Origin of the sequence: Desulfomicrobium baculatum DSM 4028, assembly GCF_000023225.1 — a bacterium.
Classification (GTDB): domain Bacteria; phylum Desulfobacterota; class Desulfovibrionia; order Desulfovibrionales; family Desulfomicrobiaceae; genus Desulfomicrobium; species Desulfomicrobium baculatum.
This window is the reverse complement of record NC_013173.1, coordinates 2,195,075-2,213,166: the sequence shown is the minus strand read 5'-3', so window position 1 is coordinate 2,213,166 and position 18,092 is coordinate 2,195,075. Positions and strand designations below refer to the sequence as shown.

The following is an 18,092-nucleotide window of genomic DNA, read 5'->3' as shown; positions in this document are numbered from 1 at the left end:
TTTTGACTTGAGGTGCGTGCGTTGTCACGCGATCAACAACAAAAAAAGGAGGTCACTATGTTCTGCTTCCAGTGTCAGGAAACGGCGAAGAATACGGGCTGCACGGTCAAAGGCATGTGCGGCAAGCCGGAAGAGACCGCCAACCTGCAGGATCTGCTCATTTTCGTGCTGCGCGGCATCGCCGTGTATGGCGAAAGACTCAAAGAACTCGGGCATCCGGATCGCTCCAATGACGATTTCGTGCTGCAGGCGCTTTTCGCCACCATCACCAATGCCAACTGGGACGACGGTCGCTTTGTGACCCTGATCCAGGAAGCTCTTGCCCGTCGCGACAAACTCAAAAATTCCTTCCTGTCTGCCTACAAGGCCAAGCACGGCAAGGATTTCGCCGATCCGCTGCCCGAGGCCGCGACCTGGACCGGGAACTCGTCCGCCTTTGCCGAAAAGGCCAAAAGCGTGGGTATTCTGGCCACGGAGAACGAGGATGTTCGCTCCCTGCGGGAACTTTTGATCATCGGCCTCAAAGGCGTTGCCGCCTATGCCGACCATGCGGCGGTGCTGGGTTTCCGCAAGCCCGAGATCGATGACTTCATGCTTGAAGCCCTGGCTTCCACCACCAAAAATCTGTCCGTGGACGAAATGGTCGCTCTGGTCATGAAGGCGGGCAACATGGCCGTGACGACCATGGCCCTTTTGGACGAGGCCAATACGACCACTTACGGCAACCCGGAAATCACCACGGTCAACATCGGCGTGGGCAAGAATCCCGGCATCCTCATCAGCGGCCATGACCTCAAAGATATGGCCGAACTGCTGAAACAAACCGAGGGCACGGGCGTGGACGTTTACACCCACGGCGAGATGCTTCCGGCCAACTACTATCCGGCATTCAAAAAGTATTCGCATTTCGTGGGTAACTACGGCGGCTCCTGGTGGCAGCAGAATCCTGAATTCGAATCCTTCAACGGCCCCATCCTGCTGACCACCAACTGTCTGGTGCCGCTCAAAAAAGACAACACCTATCTGGATCGTCTCTACACCACGGGCGTGGTCGGTTACGAGGGCGCCACGCACATCGCTGACCGTCCGGCGGGCGGAGCCAAGGATTTCTCGGCGCTGATCGCCCAGGCCAAGAAATGTCCGCCGCCAGTCGAGATCGAGACCGGCAGCATCGTCGGCGGATTCGCCCACCATCAGGTCATGGCCCTGGCCGACAAGGTGGTGGAGGCGGTCAAATCCGGCGCCATCAAGCGCTTTGTGGTCATGGCCGGCTGCGACGGGCGTCAGAAGTCACGCGAGTACTTCACCCAGGTGGCCGAGGCCCTGCCGAAGGACACGGTTATCCTGACGGCCGGATGCGCCAAGTATCGCTACAACAAGCTGAACCTCGGCGACATTGGCGGCATTCCCCGCGTGCTGGACGCCGGGCAGTGCAACGATTCCTATTCCCTGGCCGTCATCGCCCTGAAGCTCAAAGAGGTCTTCGGCCTTGATGACATCAACGACCTGCCCGTGTCCTACGACATCGCCTGGTACGAGCAGAAGGCCGTGGCCGTGCTCCTGGCCCTCCTGGCTCTCGGCGTGAAGGGCATCCGCCTCGGGCCGACGCTGCCGGGCTTTTTGTCCCCGAATGTGGCCAAGGTGCTGGTTGAGAACTTCAACATAAGGCCCATCGGAACGGTACAGGACGACATCGCAGCCATGATGGCCGGAAACTAGAACTCATAGTAGAACTGAAAAAGCCCCTGCTGGAATCTTCCAAGCGGGGGCTTTTTGTATGTGCGGCAGGCTGCTGGAGCAGGCTTTCCGGGCAAAAAGGAAGTGTTACGCTTCCGTCCCTTCCTTTTCGAGCACCAGTGCCAGTTCCTCCTGGGAGAAGACCTTGCCGATGTCGAGAATCATGATGAACTCCTCGTTCTGCTTGCCCATGCCCCGGATGAAGTCCGCCCTTATGGACGTGCCCATGCGCGGCGGCGGGTTGATCTGGTCGCTGGTCATCTCGAATACTTCCCGCACCGAGTCGACGATGGCGCCCATGTAGCAGTTTTCTCCCTCGACTTCCACGTCCACAATGATGATGCAGGTGTTCACCGTGTCGTGGGCGGTGGGCATGTCGAATTTGATGCGCAGGTCGACCACCGGCACGGCGTGGCCGCGCAGGTTGATGACTCCGCGCATGAAAGGCGGCGTCTTGGGGATGCGGGTCACGGGCACGAGTTCGATGACCTCGCGCACACAGCCCGTCTCCAGGGCAAAGACCTCCTCGCCCAGGGCGAAGGTCAGGTACTGCAGGGTAGTGATGTCACTCATGGGTTATCTCGATCTTTGGTTAGAAGCGTTCGAATTCATCGTCTTCATCATCGCGTCCCATATCAAGGGCCAGTCCGCCGATTGGAGCCTTGGCGGCCAGAGCCTTTGGGGCTTTTCTGGATTGTTGCGGCCTGCCCCGGTGGACACTCTGACGGGTGATGCGGGCCGCCGTTGCGCCCAGATGGAAGAAGGAGATGGACGACTGCAGCTGTTCGGCTTGGCTGGACAGTTCCTCGGAGGTGGAGGCCATTTCCTCGGAGGCCGAGGCGTTCTGCTGAATGACCTGATCAAGCTGCTGCAGGGCCTTGTTGATCTGTTCGGCACCGGCGTTCTGTTCGTTCGATGCGGCGGAGATCTCCTGCACCAGCTCGGCCGTGCGCTGGATGTCCGGGACCAACTTGACCAGCATCTGCCCGGCCTGGTCGGCCACGCTGACGGTGGAGGAGGACAGCTGGCTGATCTCGGCTGCGGCAGTGCCGCTGCGTTCGGCCAGCTTGCGCACCTCGGCCGCGACCACGGCAAAGCCTTTGCCGTGTTCACCGGCGCGCGCGGCTTCGATGGCGGCATTGAGGGCCAGCAGGTTGGTTTGCCGTGCGATTTCCTCGACGATGGAAATTTTCTCGGCGATGTTTTTCATGGCGCTCACGGCCTGGACCACGGCCTTGCCGCCGGCCTCGGCGTCCTGGGCGGCCTTGAGCGCGATTTTCTCGGTCTGGGTGGCGTTCTCGGAATTCTGACGGATGTTGGCACCCATTTCTTCCATGCTCGACGAGACCTCTTCCACGGAAGCGGCCTGCTCGGTGGCGCCCTGCGAGAGCTGCTCGGAGGAGGCGCTCAGTTCCTCGGAACCGGAAGCCACGTTGTCCGAGGCCGACTGCACCTCGCCGACAATCTCGCGCAACTTGGCGACCATGTCGCGCAAGGCCTGGGCCAGGATGCCCAGTTCGTCCTTCTGGTGCACGTCCACCTCGGCGGTCAGGTCTCCCTGGGCGATCTTCTTGGCGAAATCCACGCCCTTGTACACTGGCCCGGTGATGGATCTGGTCAGGATGACGCCCAGGGCCAGGGCGATGATCACACCGAGCACGACGCCGACGCTGGCCACGGTCATGGCGCGGGTCGCTTCTTCCCCGGCGGTGGTGGCGGCCTGCGCGCTGTTGCGGGTGGTCAGGTCCACGGCCTCAAGCATGGTTTGGTCGAGTTTTTCCTGGTCCACCCTTGATTCGACCATGAGCAGCCGACCCATTTCCTGGAAAGATTCCTGCGCCTCCTGGGCCTGGCCGCGCATGTCACCGAAGTGCTTGAACACTTCCGTGGCGATGGGCAGGAGTTGTTTGTACAATTCCAGCGATTCTTCACCTCGTCCTGCGGCGGCCAGCTCCTTGATCTTGGCGATGGTCTGGTGGAACGACTGGTGCACGGGGTAGACGGTATCCAGGATGCTCTTCATTTTGGAATTCGTGGTGGTCAGCTCCCCTGACCACTTGCCGTAATTGCAGGCGTGGTGATCCGTTCCGCCTTCGAAACTCTCGCCGGTAGCCAAGAGCTGCCCGACGTTGGTCATCAGGCTGTAGTGGTCACCGCGAAACTGCTGCAACCTGCCCATGAGGTTGTCGGGATTCATGATGTCGAGTTCGATGAGACGTTCGTTAAGCCCCAGGACCTTGTTGTTGGTTCCGGCTATATTGGTGACAACGGTCTGGATGTCCCGCCACAACGCCGCCTCTTCCTCGCCGTGGGGCAAAGCGGCATAGGCGTCCGCCGATTTGCGGTACGCATCGCGGATGGAGCTGATCTGCGTCGGGATTTCCTTGCGATCCTGGACGGTCAGTTCCGTGCTGAGCAGGCCGCGCAGGCTTGTGGTCAGGTCCGCGATGCCGCCCTTGACGCGCAGCAGAAGCTCCACCGAGGGCAGGGATTCGGTGCCCATGGATTCAATGTCTTCGGACAGGTCGCGCATGGTCAGAATGCTGACCAGTCCGATGACAAGGGCGATGAGAGCGGTAAGAGTGAACCCGCCAATGAGCTTGGTGCCGAGTTTGATATTTTTCATGAGAATCTCCGCAAGGTGAGGTGTCAATAGTGCTAATTTTGCGCCTTTTGTCACAAGGGTGTTGAAAGTGCAATATGTCATACAGATTGATCGTTTTGTCTAAAAGTAAACATTTTTTTACTTGTGTTACTAGTTTTTGTAGTACAAGAATTTAAAAATATAAATTTAAAATAATAATTAATTTATTTTTCTTAAATCATAACAATAAAATAGTATAAAATTAAATTATAACTATTTTATTGTTATGATGATAATGAGTGCAAAAATGAATAAATTAAAAATTTGTTGTATTATATGCTTCAATAATTTATTTATTGGAATAATATAGAAGGTAGAATATTCGATCAGGAGTTTATTCTTGGGATTGTAACGAAGTGCTTGGAGAACATGGTCGTGGCGTGGGGTAGAGCCAGGGGCGCGGGGTGATTATCGGTAAATCATGACTGGAACTGTGGGTGCGGAATCTGCTACAGGTGTGTCGTCTGAAAGACGGTGCCAAGGTCAGTACGGAAAATTTAGCCTGGGCAGGCATGCCGGAACTAGAAGCCGGCAGTCCGTCCGGGATTGTCCACTCGCAGTAGCAAAACAAGGATATGGTGTCCGCATGAGCAGGATGAACGGAAATTCTCGCAGTCTCGGGTTTTTCTTTCCCGGCGCGGCCGTTGTGGTTGTCTGTCTGACCCTTCTGGCCTCGTGCGAGGGTCAAAAGGAGGTGCAGGAGGCGTCCGCGGAGCCCCGGCCCGTGAAGATGATGACCGTCGGACAGGCTTCGCAAGCCACGCAACGCTCGTTTCCGGGCACGGTGCGGGCGGCCAGGCGGGCGGAGTTGGCCTTTCAGGTTTCCGGCACCCTCATCCGGCTTCCCGTTGGGGAGGGGCAGGAGGTGCGGGAAGGGGACGTTCTGGCACAGCTGGAGCAACGCGATTTCGAGACCGGTCTGCGCAGCGCCCAGGGGCAGTACGGCAATGTCCGCGCCGCTTTGGAGAGCGCCAAAAGCGAGTACGAGCGGATTCTGCGGATCCGCAAACAGGATCCCGGCGCGACCAGCGAGAGCATGATCGTGAAAAGGCGCGAAGCCATGGACCGGGCCACGGCCGAGCTGGAGTCCGTCCAGGCAGCGGTGGACGCGGCCAGGGACAAGCTTGGCTACACCCGCCTGCACGCTCCTTTTTCCGGCATCGTCTCCAGGCGGCATGTGGAAAATTTTCAGGAGGTGCAGGCCAAGGAGCCCGTCGTCAGCCTGGACGACATCTCGTCCCTTGAAATTCTGGTCGACCTGCCAGAGAGCGTGGTTGCGCGCATAAACGAGCCTTCTGAAAGAACAGGGAAGCAGGCTCCGGTGCATGCGGAGTTCGCGGCCCTGCCGGGTCGGGAATTTTCTCTCATCGTCAAGGAATTCTCCACCAGGGCGGACCCCAAAACCCAGACCTTCCAGGTCGTCTTCCAGATGGAAAAGCCGGACGATGTCGCCATCCTGCCGGGCATGACCGCCATGATCGTCGGCTCCGCGCAGCAAGGCGTGAACGGAGACGGCCGGTACGTCATTCCCGCAGTGGCTGTTTTCGGCGACGAGCAGGGCGTCTCCCATGTCTGGGTGGTGGAGCCGAAATCCATGGCCGTGCAGCGCCGCAAGGTCGGCATCGGCGAGGTGGCCGGGGATGCGGGCATCCGCATAACCGAAGGCCTGCAGGCCGGAGAGATTGTGGCGGTGAGCGGAGCCAGTCAGCTGCGTGACGGGATGCGGGTCAAGCCGTTTGATGGAACCTTCTGATCCGGCCGGGAGAATGATGATGAATATCGCGGAGTGGAGCATACGCAAGAGCGTCATCAGCTGGGTCATGACCATCCTTTTTCTGGTGGTCGGATGGTACTCCTTCAATAATCTGAGCAGGCTGGAAGACCCGGAGTTCACCATCAAGGAGGCGGTCATCATCACCCCGTATGCGGGGGCCTCGGCGGAGCAGGTGGAGGAAGAGGTCACCAACGTGATCGAGAAGGCCTGCCAGGAGATGGGCCAATTGGAGCGGGTGGAGTCGAGATCCTCGCGGGACTTGTCCATCGTGCAGGTCACGATGAAGGACAACTTTGACAAGTCCTCCTTGCCTCAGGTCTGGGACGAGCTGCGGCGCAAGGTTTCCGACGCGCAGCGCAGTCTGCCGCCCGGCGCCGGGCCATCCATCGTCAATGACGATTTTGGCGATGTTTACGGCGTCTTTCTGGCCATCACCGGAGAGGGCTATACGCCGCGCGAACTTCACGAGTACGCCAAGTTTCTGCAGCGCGAGCTCTTGAAGGCCAAGGACGTGAAGCGGATCATGCTTTACGGCGTGCAGAAGGAGGCCATCTTCATCGAGATGCGCCGCGAAAAAATGTCCCAATTCGGCGTTGCTCCGTCCGATATCGCAGGCGCCCTGAAGGCCAAGAACATTCCGGCCAGCGGTGGGCATCTGCCGCTGGGGGGCGAATACATCCCCATCAGCCCCACGGGCGAATTCAAATCCGAGCAGGACATCGGCGGGCTGCTCATCAAGGGCATGGGGTCGGACAGCACGGTCTATCTGCGTGACGTGGCCGACATCAAGCGCGACTACATCGCTCCGCCGGATGCGATCCTGCGTTACGACGGCAAGCCCGCCATCGGGCTGGCCGTGTCCACCGTTCTGGGCGGCAACGTGGTCGACATGGGCGAGTCTCTGGATCAGCGTTTCCGCGAGCTTGAATCCATGCGTCCGGTGGGCATGGAGCTGCACGTCATCTCGCACCAGAGCCGGGCCGTGACCGAGGCCATCAACGGTTTTCTGATCAACCTGCTGGAGGCCGTGGCCATCGTCGTGGTGGTGCTGCTCATATTCATGGGGCTGCGCAGCGGGCTGATCATCGGGGCGGTCCTTGTGATCACCATCATGGCGACTTTTATCGTCATGGACCTGGGCGACATCACTCTGGAGAGGATCTCGCTCGGCGCGCTGGTCATCGCGCTGGGCATGCTGGTCGACAATGCCATCGTGGTCACGGACGGGATGAAGGAGAAGATGAACCGGGGCGTCGACGCTCTGACCGCTGCCCGTGATGTCGTGGGACAGGTCGGGGTGCCGCTCCTGGGCGCGACCTTCGTGGCCGTGGCCGCCTTTGCCGCCATCGGCACTTCCCAGGACAGCACGGGAGAATATTGCCGTTCCCTCTTTTATGTCATTCTCATTTCCCTGCTCATGAGCTGGGTCACGGCCGTGAACACCACCCCGCTCTTTTGCAAGACGTTTCTGAAGGTCAGGCCGCAAAACGCGGACGGCTCAAGCGCCTCCCCCGATCCTTATGGCGGGAGATTCTACTGCGCATATCGCGTCTTTCTGGCGTGGTGCATCCGCTGGCGCTGGGTCACTGTGGCGGTCGTGGTCGCCCTGTTCATCGCGTCCATGGTCGGCTTTGGAACCCTCAAGAACAGCTTCTTCCCGGACTCGACCAGAGCACAGTTCTACGTGGACTTCTGGTTCGCCGAGGGCACTGACATCCGCGAAACCCAGCGGCAACTGGAGCGGGCCGAAGCGGATATCGGCAGGCGCGAAGGCGTGACCCACATGACGACCATGATCGGGGGAGGGCAGGTCCGTTTCCTGCTGACCTATCCGACGGAGAAGAGTTACGACGCCTTTGGCCAGATCCTTGTCGACGTTGACGATTACAAGCGCATCCCGGGCCTGACCAAGGAGATTCAGCGGGATCTCGACCGCTTGTTCCCTGAGGCTCTGGTCAGCGTGCGGCTCTTTGTGCTTGGACCCTCCGTGGGCGGCAAGCTCCAGCTGCGGCTGTACGGTCCCGATTCGACGGTCCTCAGGGAACTCGCCGCCAAGGCGGAGCAGGTGCTGCTGGATGACCCGCACGCCAAGTCCGTGCGCAACGAGTGGCGGCAGAAGGCCAAGGTCATGCGGCCCCGGATGGCCGAAGTTCCGGCGCTCAAGGCCGGCATCGAGAGGCCGCAGATCGCCACGGCTTTCGAGTCTGTCTTCGAGGGTACCCGGGTGGGCGTGTTCAAGGAGCGCGACGAACTGCTTCCGATCATCACGCGTGCTCCGGAAGAGGAGCGCGCCGACCTGGACAGCATGGAGGGCATGCCCATCTGGAGTCCGGCCGCGCAATCCATGATTCCCATTGGTCAGGTGCTTTCCGGCATAACCATGGAGTTCGAGGACGCCTATCTGTGGCGGCGGGATCGTTTCAAGATGCTGCGCATTCATGCCGATCCCAGCGAGGGCCTGCCGAGCGAGCTGATGCAGCGCGTGAAGCCCAGGATCGAGCAGGTTCTGAACGTGGATGTGGCGCAGGTGCTCGGAAAAACCCTTCCGCCCGGAGAGGATCCCTTTCAAAAGGACTATGACGCCTCGACGCTCAAGGTCGGTTACTCAGACAAATGGCCCATAAAGGATATGCCCGGCTACTACATGGCCTGGGGCGGTGAGTCCGAAGACTCGGCCAAGGCCAATGCGCGCCTCGCGGGCACCATCCCGGTGTTCTTCGGCCTCATGGTGCTCATTGTCATCGTGCTCTTCAACTCCATCAAGAAGACCCTGGTCATCTGGCTTACCGTGCCCCTCTCCGTCATCGGCGTGACCGCGGGCCTCTTGCTCTTCAACCAGCCTTTCGGGTTCATGTCCCTGCTTGGTCTCATGAGCCTCTCGGGCATGCTCATCAAGAACGCCATCGTGCTGATCGATCAGATCGATGTGGAAACCGGGAGCGGCAAACCTCCCTTCAAGGCAGTCCTCGATTCCGGCGTCAGTCGCCTCATTCCCGTGTCCATGGCCGCCCTGACCACGATTCTTGGCATGCTCCCCCTGGTCCAGGATGCCTTCTTCGTGTCCATGGCGGTGACCATCATGTTCGGCCTCGGGTTCGCCACGGTCCTGACCCTGATTGTCGTGCCGGTGCTCTATGCCATCTTTTTCAACGTGAAGTGCGAGGAATAGCGTCATGAAGGATATACGACGGACGTTGGGCGGCAGGGCGTTTCGGCTCGCGATTTTCAGCCTTGCTTTGGCCGTCATCGCCGGTTGCGCCGTGGGGCCGGACTACGTGCGGCCCCAGGCTCCGCAGATGCAGGAGTGGCTTGAAAAAGATGACGCGGGGCTGAAGCACGGTCCGGCCGAGCTTGCGGCCTGGTGGAAGCGTCTGAATGACCCCGTTCTGGACCGCCTGGTCGCGCTGGCCGCCGAGCGCAACCCGTCCCTGCATGTGGCGGCCTTGCGTATCCTGGAGTCGCGGGCCCGGCTCGGCATCGCCACCGGGAACCAGTTCCCGCAGTTGCAGCAGCTTCAAGGCAGTGTTTCCGACACGGGCCTGAGCAGGCACAACGCCAACACCACGCCGGCCATCGACAGGTATTACGCCACGGCCTCCGTGGCCCTGGACGCGGCCTGGGAGCTGGATTTCTGGGGCAGGTTCCGGCGGGCCGTGGAATCCGGGGCGTGGAGCGTGGACGCGGCCATGGCCGGATACGACGACCTGCTGGTCACGCTCACGGCGGAGGTGGCGCGGGTCTACGTGACCCTGCGCACCCTGGAGCAGAGGCTCTTCATTGCGCATGAAAACGTGGCGTTGCAGGAGCGGTCCCTGCAGATCGCCCGGGTGCTGCACCAGGGCGGGGACGTGACCGAACTGGATGTGACCCAGGCTGCAGCGCTGCTGGCTGGGACGCAGGCCTCCATCCCGCGCCTTGAGGCGCAGCTGCGGCAGTCCAAGAACGGGCTCTCGGCCCTGCTCGGGATGCTGCCCGGCGAAGCGGACCGGATTCTCGGCGGGCCGGGACCTGTTCCGCAAGTGCCGTCCGAGGTGGCCGTGGGGGTTCCCGCCGAGCTGCTCCGGCGGCGGCCGGACATTCGCCTCGCCGAGGCGCAGATGGCCGCCCAGTGCGCCCTGATCGGGGTGGCCCAAGCGGACCTCTATCCGCGCTTTTCGCTTTTCGGCACCATCGGCCTCTCGGCCAGCAACGCGGCCCTGACCTTTGCCGGGTATCCGGGGGGGAGCAGCCTGGGCGACCTTTGGAGCGGTGAGAGCCTGCAGTATTCAGGCGGCTTGGGTTTTGGCTGGGACATCTTCAATTATGGGCGCATCACGAACAATGTGCGCGTTCAGGATGCCCGTTTCCAGCAGCTTGTGGAACAGTACAAGAACATAGTACTGACCGCGGCCCGCGAGACCGAGGACGCCTTGACCGCCTTTTCGCGCTCCCGTGAGGAAGTGGCGTTTCTGGAGCAGGGGGTGGCCGCCGCCACGCGCTCGGTGGAAATTTCCATGATCCAGTACCGCGAGGGCCTGGCCGATTTTCAGCGCGTCCTGGACACGCAGCGCTCCAAAGTCCAGGTTCAGGATCAGCTGACCGCCACGCAGGGCTCGGTGCTTACCAATCTGATCGCTACGTACAAGGCCCTTGGCGGCGGCTGGGAATTCAGGTTCGGCAAGGATTTTCTGCCGCAAGAGATCCTGCGGGAAATGAGCGGGCGCACGGACTGGGGCGCGTTGCTGGAGTCGTCCGTTTCAGGCGAGACAGATGGCGGCTCGCGAGAATAAGAGTGTTTATCGGGGATGGCTTGGCGGCGAAGAATGACGTGAACGATGCCGTGCATGGGGCATCGAGCCGGGAGAAATGACGGCACGGGCCCGCAAAAGGGGGTTATTCCCTGAAAACATCCTCCAGTGTGTGAGCGTCGAGGATACGCTCGGCCCAGAGGTCCAGCTGTTCGGCGGTGGCGCAGCGCAGGCGTTCCTGCATGCGGATGTCAAGAATATCCTTTCCGAAGCGCTTGCCAAGCTGACGCCTCAGAACAGCGTGGCGGCCCAGGACTTCCCCTTCCAGCTTGCCTTCCAGTTTGCCTTCCAGTTTGCCTTCCATTCGGGCTTCCTTGCGGAGTCGTTCAGCCAGAGTCATGATCGTTTCCTCCTTGCTCGCATCCAGTTGCAGGGTGGCGATTGTTCGCCTGAATTATGGAAACGCAGTAAGACAAACCGCTGCTGGGTAACAACTCCCCTTGTTGTTCCAACCGGATACGCGGTGTTGTGTATGTGATCCGCCCGGAAAAGACGGCGCAGGATGTTGGCCGTTGAACGATCAGGAACGGAGTGTGTTGACAGGGGGCGTTTATGCGGGTTATTTATTAGGCGTGACTAATAATTGTGTTCTCAATAATTAAATAAATACTCAGAATAAAATCAGAAAAAATAATTTTCAGTTCTCTCAATTTTAGAATTATAAAATTTTATGAAGCACTGGGATTTTGTTGCCGATGCCCGAGTTGAAGGAAATTGTTTGAAATGGAGTTGGTAACACAATCGGTCAGACTGGAGGACGAGGATGAACAAATCTGTTGAACAGCACGACCTGGGAAAGCACCGGCGGCATTCGCGTAAAGGATTTTCAGCGCAACCGAATGCGGATGAGTCGTCATACGTGCCATGTCGCAGCGGCGATTGCGCGCAGTGTCCGTCTTATGACCTGTGCAGGAAGCGGGTGCTCATCGTCGGCGGCATCGAGCGCATGGAAAAGGCTTATCGGAAGCTGGTGGAAGAGCGCGGAGGAATTTTCGAGTACCACGCCGGGCACATGAAATCCGGTGGCAAGGGCCTCGAAAACAGCGTGCAGCGGGCGGATCTGGTCCTTTGCCCAGTCAACTGCAACAGCCACGGCGCGTGCCTGAAGGTCAAAAGTCTGGGCAAGAAGTTCAAGAAGCCCGTGCACATGCTCAGCAACTTCAGCCTGAGCGCCGTGGCCCGCACCATGGAGCGGCTTCATGCCGCAAATTGAGATGCGTGGTGCGCGAGTTGCGAATTCGAGCGGCGGTCTTGGTGCGGACCCTGCCGGGTGAGCGGATTATTCCAGATTTTTGGGCAAGCCTTCAATGAATGTGAGGATTTCATCGCGGACCCGGCGATAGACGGCCAGTATTTCTTCTTCATCCGTCATCCCGGCGCACAGGCTCGGCGGATCGTCGAAGCCATGGTGCACTCTACGAACCGGCCCGGGAAAAAACGGGCAGGTTTCGCTGGCGTGTCCGCACAGCGTAACCACGGCGTCAAATTCCAGGCTCGGCAGATCATCGAGAGTCTTGGAGACGTGGGCACTCATGTCCACCCCTGCCTCCTGCATGACCTTGACCGCGTAAGGATTCATGCCGTGCCGGACGATGCCGGCGGACGCTGCCTCGATTTCGCCTTTTTTCAGATGCCTGGCCCAGCCTTCAGCCATCTGGCTGCGGCAGGAATTTCCTGTGCAGAGAAAGAGTATTTTCATGATGATCTCCTGATGCTTCGATACTGCTTTAACGATCAAAGCCCTTAGTCCATTCCGGTACTGCGGGCAGTCATTCCAAAATTATCCCCGAACGCAAATTCACTGCGTCAGCTCCGCAGATCCGGGAACCAGCCTGCGGTGCGGTTGGCGTACTTGACCAGGGCCAGCATGACCGGAACCTCCACCAGCACGCCGACGATGGTGGCGAGCACCACTGGGGACGAGGCTCCGAACAGGGTGATGGCCACGGCCACGGCCAGCTCGAAGAAGTTGGACGCGCCGATCATGCCCGCCGGGGCCGCGATGCTGTGGCAGAGCTTCATTTTTCTGGCCCCCAGGTAGGCGATGAAAAAAATGAGCACGGTCTGGATTATGAGCGGGATGGCGATGAGCAGGATGTGCAGCGGGTTATCGAGAATGACCTCCCCCTGGAAGGAAAAGATGAGCACCAGGGTCAGCAGCAGCCCGACGATAGTGGCGTTGTTGAACTTGGGGATGAAGGTGTTGTTGAAATAGTCCAGACCCTTGCTCTTGATGACGTGCTTGCGGGTCAGCACGCCCCCGGCAAGAGGGATGACCACAAATAGGATCACGGAGAGAAATAGGGTATTCCAGGGAATGCTCACGCCGCTGATGCCAAGCAGGAATGCCACGATGGGGGTGAAGGCGACCAGAATGATGAGGTCGTTGGTGGCTACCTGGACCACGGTGTAGGCCGGATTGCCCCGGGTCAGGTGGCTCCAGACGAAAACCATGGCCGTACACGGCGCGGCCCCGAGCAGAATGGCCCCGGCCAGGTAGTCCCGGGCCAGTTCGGGCTCGATGAAGGGCGCGAAGACCACGAAAAAGAAAAACCCCGCGATGGCGAACATGGTGAACGGCTTGATCAGCCAGTTCACGATCCAGGTCAGGTACAGACCGCCCGGATTCCTGCCCACGTTTTTGATGCTCGCGAAATCGACCTTCATCATCATCGGATAGATCATGAACCAGATCAGCACCGCGATGGGAATGGAGACCTTGGCGTATTCGAACTTGCTTAAGAAAGCCGGGACTGCGGGAAGGAACTTGCCGATGAGCACCCCCGCGACCATGCACAGGGCGACCCAAAGCGTAAGATTTTTTTCGAAAAAGCTGATTCCGGCGAGGTTCTCTTTTTTCATGTGGCGCTTGCTCCTTCTTGGGTGGGCTTTGTTTGCTTGATATATCCGCATAGGTGGATATGTCAATGCAAGGGCTTCAGGTTTATGAAACCGAGCACTCGCGGGCAGATGATTCAGGCGGGCAGAAAGGGGCGGGCGATGAAATAGATGCCCATGAGGCCGATGAGGATTCCGGCCAATCGACGGAAGGCCGTTCCGCCGCGCTGCCAGGAGGCATTGTCTAGGAGGCGCCGCACCAGGGCCGTGGAACTGCCGGCGATGACGATGGGGATGCAGTGCCCGAGGCCAAAGAGAATGATGAGCAGGATGCCGGTCGCGATTTTTTCCTGCACCGTGATGACGGCCAGGATGGGGGCGATGAAGCCGAAGGTGCAGGAGCCGGACAGGACTCCGTAGGCCAGACCGAGCACAAAGGCTCCGCCCATGCCGCGCAGTTTAAAGCGGCCCATGAGACTTCCGCCCATGGAGCATGTGGCCACGCCGAGCATGTCCATGGCCACCCACAGCAGGATCAGCCCCACGGCGATGGTCCAGTACGGTCCCACGTCGCCGAGCATGCGGCCGAGCAGGGCGCAGATCACGCCGATGGCGGCGATGGTCAGAAACAACCCGCTGGTGAAGAGGCCCGCGTAGAGCGCGGCCTGACGTCCTTCGACCAGTCTGTCCTGTCCGGCCACGTAGCCCACGATGAGCGGGATGGAGGCCAGATGGCAGGGGCTGAAAAGCACGCTGACCACGCCCCACAAAAAACAGCCCAGAGCCGCCAGACCCACGCCGGACCCCATCCATTCATGGATAAGGATCAGGAATTGATCCATCATTCCACCCCGAGCTTGGTCAGCACCTTGATGATCTCCTCTTTGGAAAAGTACCCCTCGTGGCGCATGACTTCATTGCCGTCCTTGTCGTAGAAAATCTGGGTCGGGATGGCGCGAAGACCGAATTTCGGGGTCTCGTCCGGGTTTTTCCAGACGTCGATGAAGACGATGGCGGCCCGGCCTTCGTATTCTTCAGACAAGGATTCGATGACCGGAATCATCATCTTGCAGGGTATGCAGGCCTTGGCGCCGACGTCGACCATGGTGACCATGCCCTTGATGGGAACTTCCTGCGGGTCGCCGGAGATGAGTGGGGACGGCGCGGCCAGGGCTGGAGACGCTGCGGCCAGAAAAATGAGAGCAAGGAGAAGGCGAAGAATTTTCATGCAAACCTCGGTGCAAGGGATGGATAGGCAAGCCGGTAGTTGATGTCGGCGCATCCTGCCCCGAAGCGGTTCGCAAGACAGGATCGGGGCAGGAGCGTATTATGCGGTCAGCCAGGCCACCACGTCGGCCTTCTTGGGCACCTTGCCCATGACCTTGACCGTCCCGTCCACGGCCACGGCCGGAGTGGTGAACACGCCGAATTTTGAAATCTCGGTGAAGTCGGTGACTTTTTCGAGAGTGGCCTCAACGCCGGTTTCGGCAATGGCCGCTTCGACGATCTTGAAGGTTTCGGTGCACTTGGGGCAGCCAGGACCCATGACGTGAACTTTTTTCATGACAGCTCCGTAAACGGTTGAAGTTTTGATTGGCCTTGCGGCCAAGAATCAGTGTACACATGACTGACATAACAATTCAAATTCACAGGCCTTTCAAAAATGGTGAGATGCAAGGAAGCGAAAAAATTCAGGACGTGCGGTGTATTGCGAATACATAAGCGGTCTGGATTTCTTCGCTGACGCGGCAGATCGCCGTTTTTCAAAGGCCTGTCAGCCTGTCCCGGGCCGTGAGCACCGAGTCCAGACAGTGAAAGAAATTCAGCACACAGGGAACGCGCAGGCGATAGTAGACCTGCTTGCCACGCTTTTCGTCTTCCACTATGCCCGCGTCCTTCAAGAGCGAGAGATGCTTGGAAACCGTGGACAGGTCGCAGTCCGCAAGATCACGCAGGTCGCGGACGCAGCGTTCGCCGCGCGAAAGCTCCTCGATCATCATGAGCCGGGTCGGATGGGCCAGGGCCTTCATGACCCGGGCACGGGCCTCGAAGTCTTCCCTGGTGGGGCGAAAATGCATGAGCATGGTTGTCCTCTGATTTTCACTTGGCAATATTGCCAAGCGTTTCCCGCGTCAATTCTTTTCCGTGAGATTTCGTCAGGAATGGAAAGTGAAAATTACCCCAAATCATGTTTCCGCCATTGACGAGACTGACAAGCTTGCTTATTTGGTCATTTGTGCAAATGAAGGAGCGAAGATGAAAACTGAAGACAAGAAATTTTATGAGGCCAAGTCCGCGGTCCTCAAAGCCTTGGCTCATCCGACCAGGCTGTGGATGGTGGAGCAGCTTGAAGCCGGTGAAAAATGCGTGTGCGAGTTTGCCGAGCTCATCGACGCGGATTTTTCCACCGTGTCCAAGCACCTTACCGTACTCAAGCAGGCAGGTATCGTGCAGGACGACAAAAGAGGCAAGCAGGTCTACTATAGCCTCAAGGTCCCGTGCGTTTTGAATTTCATGCATTGCGTGGAGGCCGTGTTGTCCGCACGCACCCGGGAACATCTTTCAATGACCGGCCTCTCGGACCGGCCGCAAATCAAGTAGGGGTTTGTCATGAACTGGAAAGAAGAGTGGAAGCCGTTGGGCTTGATCGTCGTCGTATTCCTGGCCTGTTTTTATCTGCCCGTCGGTTTGCCGCGTTTTGACAACGCCATCCTCGAAGCGTTTCATCTCGTCAAATGGTACGCAAGAGAGCACGTTCTTTTGTGTCTGATCCCGGCCTTCTTCATCGCCGGGGCCATTTCGGTCTTTGTCAGCCAGGGGGCGGTGATGAAGTACCTGGGAGCCAAGGCCAACAAGGTTCTGGCCTACGGCGTGGCCGCCGTCTCGGGCACCATCTTGGCCGTATGCTCCTGCACAGTGCTGCCGCTCTTCGCCGGCATCTACCGCATGGGCGCGGGCCTTGGCCCGGCTTGCGCGTTTCTCTATTCCGGTCCGGCCATCAACGTGCTGGCCATTGTCATGACGGCCCGCATCCTCGGGCCAGAAATGGGCATCGCCCGCGCCGTGGGAGCCATCCTGTTCAGCGTGGTCATCGGCCTTTTGATGCACTTTTTCTTCCGCAAAGAGGAGGCCGAGCGGCAGGTCATGCAGATGGCCATGTTGGAAGAGGAAGTGAAACGCCCCCTGTGGCAGAACGCCCTCTATTTCGCTTCCATGGTAGCCATCCTGGTTTTTGCCAACTGGGGCGCTCCGCAGGCCGATACCGGGCTGTGGGCTGCCATCTATAATGCCAAGTGGATGCTGACTTCGGCCTTTTCCGTGGCTCTGGGCGCTATGCTCGTGACCTGGTTTGGCGTAAAGGTTTGGAAGGTCGGCGTTGCGGCCGTTCCCGTCGTTCTGCTTGCGCTTGTTTTTCCGCAGCAGCCACTGCTGGCCTTCACGGCCGGCGTCATCGGCCTGTCCGCCTTCACCAGCACAGATGACGGAGAGGTCGGGGATTGGTTTTCGTCATCCTGGGGTTTTGCCAAGCAGATCCTGCCGCTTCTACTCTTCGGCGTGCTCGTCGCCGGGGCGCTGCTGGGCCGCGTGGGCAACGAAGGCCTCATCCCCTCGGAATGGGTAGCCGGGGCTGTGGGCGGCAATTCATTCATGGCCAACTTCTTCGCCTCCTTCGCCGGTGCCTTCATGTACTTCGCCACCCTGACCGAGGTGCCCATCCTGCAAGGGCTCATCGGTTCCGGCATGGGCAAGGGCCCGGCCCTGGCCCTGCTCCTGGCCGGTCCTGCGCTGAGCCTGCCGAATATGCTGGTCATCAATAGCATCATGGGCCTCAAGAAGACCGTGGTCTTCGTCAGCCTGGTCATCATCATGGCCACGTTTTCGGGTATTTTTTACGGATCAATCTGGGGTTGAGTTGATCATTGAACGTAATGTGGAGGAAATATGAAGATTCAGATCCTGGGCACCGGGTGCCCCAAGTGTGTGAAATTGACGGAGGCCGTCAAGACGGCGGCAGACGCCTTGGGTTTGGCTTATGAAATTGAAAAGGTCACGGATGTGAACAAGATCATGGCCTACGGCGTGATGATGACTCCGGGATTGGTCGTGGATGGAGAGGTCAAGCTGGTTGGCAAGGTGCCGACGGTGGATGAACTGAAGAAAATTCTTGCCAAATAGGAGAGTCGAAATGTCCGAAAGTAGTTCCAGTGTCTGTGCGTGCGGAGGTTCCCCTAAACTCATTTAGACTGTACGATGAGCATGGATGGCCGAGAGGGCCTGGTTCGATAACGTCTTTATTTAATAGCTTGAAATT

The 18,092-nt window shown here is 59.0% G+C and carries 17 protein-coding genes; 8 read left to right on the top strand and 9 right to left on the bottom strand.

The genetic code is table 11. The features are described from left to right. Positions 1-57 precede the first annotated feature (57 nt). On the top strand, positions 58-1,719 hold the full coding sequence (hcp, locus tag DBAC_RS09615) for a hydroxylamine reductase (RefSeq protein WP_015774100.1): 1,662 nt from the start codon (positions 58-60) through the stop codon (positions 1,717-1,719). Between the two features lie 105 nt (positions 1,720-1,824). On the opposite strand, the gene DBAC_RS09610 is transcribed toward hcp, so the two are convergent. Further along, complete coding sequence (locus DBAC_RS09610) at positions 1,825-2,310, bottom strand: chemotaxis protein CheW (protein WP_015774099.1); 486 nt, start codon at positions 2,308-2,310, stop codon at positions 1,825-1,827. A gap of 19 nt (positions 2,311-2,329) precedes the next feature. After that, complete coding sequence (locus tag DBAC_RS09605; RefSeq protein WP_015774098.1) at positions 2,330-4,363, bottom strand: methyl-accepting chemotaxis protein; 2,034 nt, start codon at positions 4,361-4,363, stop codon at positions 2,330-2,332. A gap of 613 nt (positions 4,364-4,976) precedes the next feature. Between DBAC_RS09605 and DBAC_RS09600 the strand changes: the two genes are divergently transcribed. Genes DBAC_RS09600 through DBAC_RS09590 form a run of 3 tightly spaced genes read left to right on the top strand, consistent with a single transcriptional unit; the run spans position 4,977 to position 10,924 of the window. After that, entirely contained in the window at positions 4,977-6,134 is a 1,158-nt protein-coding gene (locus DBAC_RS09600) for an efflux RND transporter periplasmic adaptor subunit (RefSeq protein ID WP_043810798.1), read from the top strand. A 13-nt stretch (positions 6,135-6,147) separates the two neighbouring features. After that, on the top strand, positions 6,148-9,324 hold the full coding sequence (locus DBAC_RS19850) for an efflux RND transporter permease subunit (protein WP_228644869.1): 3,177 nt from the start codon (positions 6,148-6,150) through the stop codon (positions 9,322-9,324). A 4-nt stretch (positions 9,325-9,328) separates the two neighbouring features. After that, positions 9,329-10,924 carry an efflux transporter outer membrane subunit gene (locus DBAC_RS09590; protein WP_015774095.1) on the top strand — a complete coding sequence of 532 codons (1,596 nt, stop codon included), beginning with the start codon at positions 9,329-9,331 and terminating at the stop codon, positions 10,922-10,924. Positions 10,925-11,027: 103 nt separating this feature from the next. On the opposite strand, the gene DBAC_RS19435 is transcribed toward DBAC_RS09590, so the two are convergent. Next, the gene (locus tag DBAC_RS19435) at positions 11,028-11,282 is read right to left on the bottom strand and encodes an RpnC/YadD family protein (protein WP_043810796.1); all 255 of its coding nucleotides are present in this window, start codon (positions 11,280-11,282) and stop codon (positions 11,028-11,030) included. Positions 11,283-11,705: 423 nt separating this feature from the next. Between DBAC_RS19435 and DBAC_RS09580 the strand changes: the two genes are divergently transcribed. Next, positions 11,706-12,155, top strand: coding sequence for a DUF2325 domain-containing protein (locus DBAC_RS09580; RefSeq protein WP_015774094.1), 450 nt, complete (start codon positions 11,706-11,708; stop codon positions 12,153-12,155). A 66-nt stretch (positions 12,156-12,221) separates the two neighbouring features. On the opposite strand, the gene DBAC_RS09575 is transcribed toward DBAC_RS09580, so the two are convergent. The 6 genes from DBAC_RS09575 to DBAC_RS09550 form a co-directional block, all read right to left on the bottom strand. Continuing rightward, positions 12,222-12,641 (bottom strand): arsenate reductase ArsC, encoded by a 420-nt coding sequence (locus tag DBAC_RS09575; protein ID WP_015774093.1) that lies wholly within the window; start codon positions 12,639-12,641, stop codon positions 12,222-12,224. A 107-nt stretch (positions 12,642-12,748) separates the two neighbouring features. After that, complete coding sequence (arsB, locus tag DBAC_RS09570; RefSeq protein WP_015774092.1) at positions 12,749-13,804, bottom strand: ACR3 family arsenite efflux transporter; 1,056 nt, start codon at positions 13,802-13,804, stop codon at positions 12,749-12,751. Between the two features lie 113 nt (positions 13,805-13,917). Next, complete coding sequence (locus DBAC_RS09565) at positions 13,918-14,622, bottom strand: cytochrome c biogenesis CcdA family protein (RefSeq protein ID WP_015774091.1); 705 nt, start codon at positions 14,620-14,622, stop codon at positions 13,918-13,920. Beyond that, positions 14,622-15,008 carry a thioredoxin family protein gene (locus tag DBAC_RS09560; protein ID WP_015774090.1) on the bottom strand — a complete coding sequence of 129 codons (387 nt, stop codon included), beginning with the start codon at positions 15,006-15,008 and terminating at the stop codon, positions 14,622-14,624. The genes DBAC_RS09565 and DBAC_RS09560 overlap by 1 nt, the downstream gene beginning before the upstream one ends. A gap of 99 nt (positions 15,009-15,107) precedes the next feature. Next, a complete protein-coding gene (locus tag DBAC_RS09555; RefSeq protein WP_015774089.1) occupies positions 15,108-15,344 on the bottom strand; it encodes a thioredoxin family protein in 237 nt (78 codons plus the stop codon). A 199-nt stretch (positions 15,345-15,543) separates the two neighbouring features. Then, positions 15,544-15,864, bottom strand: coding sequence for an ArsR/SmtB family transcription factor (locus tag DBAC_RS09550; RefSeq protein WP_015774088.1), 321 nt, complete (start codon positions 15,862-15,864; stop codon positions 15,544-15,546). A gap of 172 nt (positions 15,865-16,036) precedes the next feature. Here DBAC_RS09550 and DBAC_RS09545 point away from each other — a divergent pair, with 172 nt between their 5' ends. Genes DBAC_RS09545 through DBAC_RS09535 form a run of 3 tightly spaced genes read left to right on the top strand, consistent with a single transcriptional unit; the run spans position 16,037 to position 17,956 of the window. Further along, positions 16,037-16,381, top strand: coding sequence for an ArsR/SmtB family transcription factor (locus DBAC_RS09545; protein ID WP_015774087.1), 345 nt, complete (start codon positions 16,037-16,039; stop codon positions 16,379-16,381). 9 nt (positions 16,382-16,390) lie between these two features. Further along, entirely contained in the window at positions 16,391-17,692 is a 1,302-nt protein-coding gene (locus DBAC_RS09540) for a permease (RefSeq protein ID WP_015774086.1), read from the top strand. Between the two features lie 30 nt (positions 17,693-17,722). Further along, positions 17,723-17,956 (top strand): thioredoxin family protein, encoded by a 234-nt coding sequence (locus tag DBAC_RS09535; RefSeq protein WP_015774085.1) that lies wholly within the window; start codon positions 17,723-17,725, stop codon positions 17,954-17,956. Positions 17,957-18,092 lie beyond the last annotated feature (136 nt).

What these genes read in the sequence shown, in the direction of transcription:
- hcp (WP_015774100.1), top strand. Translation starts at nt 58, where the DNA reads ATGTTCTGCTTCCAGTGTCAGGAAACGGCGAAGAATACGGGCTGCACG.
- DBAC_RS09610 (WP_015774099.1), bottom strand. Translation starts at nt 2,310, where the DNA reads ATGAGTGACATCACTACCCTGCAGTACCTGACCTTCGCCCTGGGCGAG.
- DBAC_RS09605 (WP_015774098.1), bottom strand. Translation starts at nt 4,363, where the DNA reads ATGAAAAATATCAAACTCGGCACCAAGCTCATTGGCGGGTTCACTCTT.
- DBAC_RS09600 (WP_043810798.1), top strand. Translation starts at nt 4,977, where the DNA reads ATGAACGGAAATTCTCGCAGTCTCGGGTTTTTCTTTCCCGGCGCGGCC.
- DBAC_RS19850 (WP_228644869.1), top strand. Translation starts at nt 6,148, where the DNA reads ATGATGATGAATATCGCGGAGTGGAGCATACGCAAGAGCGTCATCAGC.
- DBAC_RS09590 (WP_015774095.1), top strand. Translation starts at nt 9,329, where the DNA reads ATGAAGGATATACGACGGACGTTGGGCGGCAGGGCGTTTCGGCTCGCG.
- DBAC_RS19435 (WP_043810796.1), bottom strand. Translation starts at nt 11,282, where the DNA reads ATGACTCTGGCTGAACGACTCCGCAAGGAAGCCCGAATGGAAGGCAAA.
- DBAC_RS09580 (WP_015774094.1), top strand. Translation starts at nt 11,706, where the DNA reads ATGAACAAATCTGTTGAACAGCACGACCTGGGAAAGCACCGGCGGCAT.
- DBAC_RS09575 (WP_015774093.1), bottom strand. Translation starts at nt 12,641, where the DNA reads ATGAAAATACTCTTTCTCTGCACAGGAAATTCCTGCCGCAGCCAGATG.
- arsB (WP_015774092.1), bottom strand. Translation starts at nt 13,804, where the DNA reads ATGAAAAAAGAGAACCTCGCCGGAATCAGCTTTTTCGAAAAAAATCTT.
- DBAC_RS09565 (WP_015774091.1), bottom strand. Translation starts at nt 14,622, where the DNA reads ATGGATCAATTCCTGATCCTTATCCATGAATGGATGGGGTCCGGCGTG.
- DBAC_RS09560 (WP_015774090.1), bottom strand. Translation starts at nt 15,008, where the DNA reads ATGAAAATTCTTCGCCTTCTCCTTGCTCTCATTTTTCTGGCCGCAGCG.
- DBAC_RS09555 (WP_015774089.1), bottom strand. Translation starts at nt 15,344, where the DNA reads ATGAAAAAAGTTCACGTCATGGGTCCTGGCTGCCCCAAGTGCACCGAA.
- DBAC_RS09550 (WP_015774088.1), bottom strand. Translation starts at nt 15,864, where the DNA reads ATGCTCATGCATTTTCGCCCCACCAGGGAAGACTTCGAGGCCCGTGCC.
- DBAC_RS09545 (WP_015774087.1), top strand. Translation starts at nt 16,037, where the DNA reads ATGAAAACTGAAGACAAGAAATTTTATGAGGCCAAGTCCGCGGTCCTC.
- DBAC_RS09540 (WP_015774086.1), top strand. Translation starts at nt 16,391, where the DNA reads ATGAACTGGAAAGAAGAGTGGAAGCCGTTGGGCTTGATCGTCGTCGTA.
- DBAC_RS09535 (WP_015774085.1), top strand. Translation starts at nt 17,723, where the DNA reads ATGAAGATTCAGATCCTGGGCACCGGGTGCCCCAAGTGTGTGAAATTG.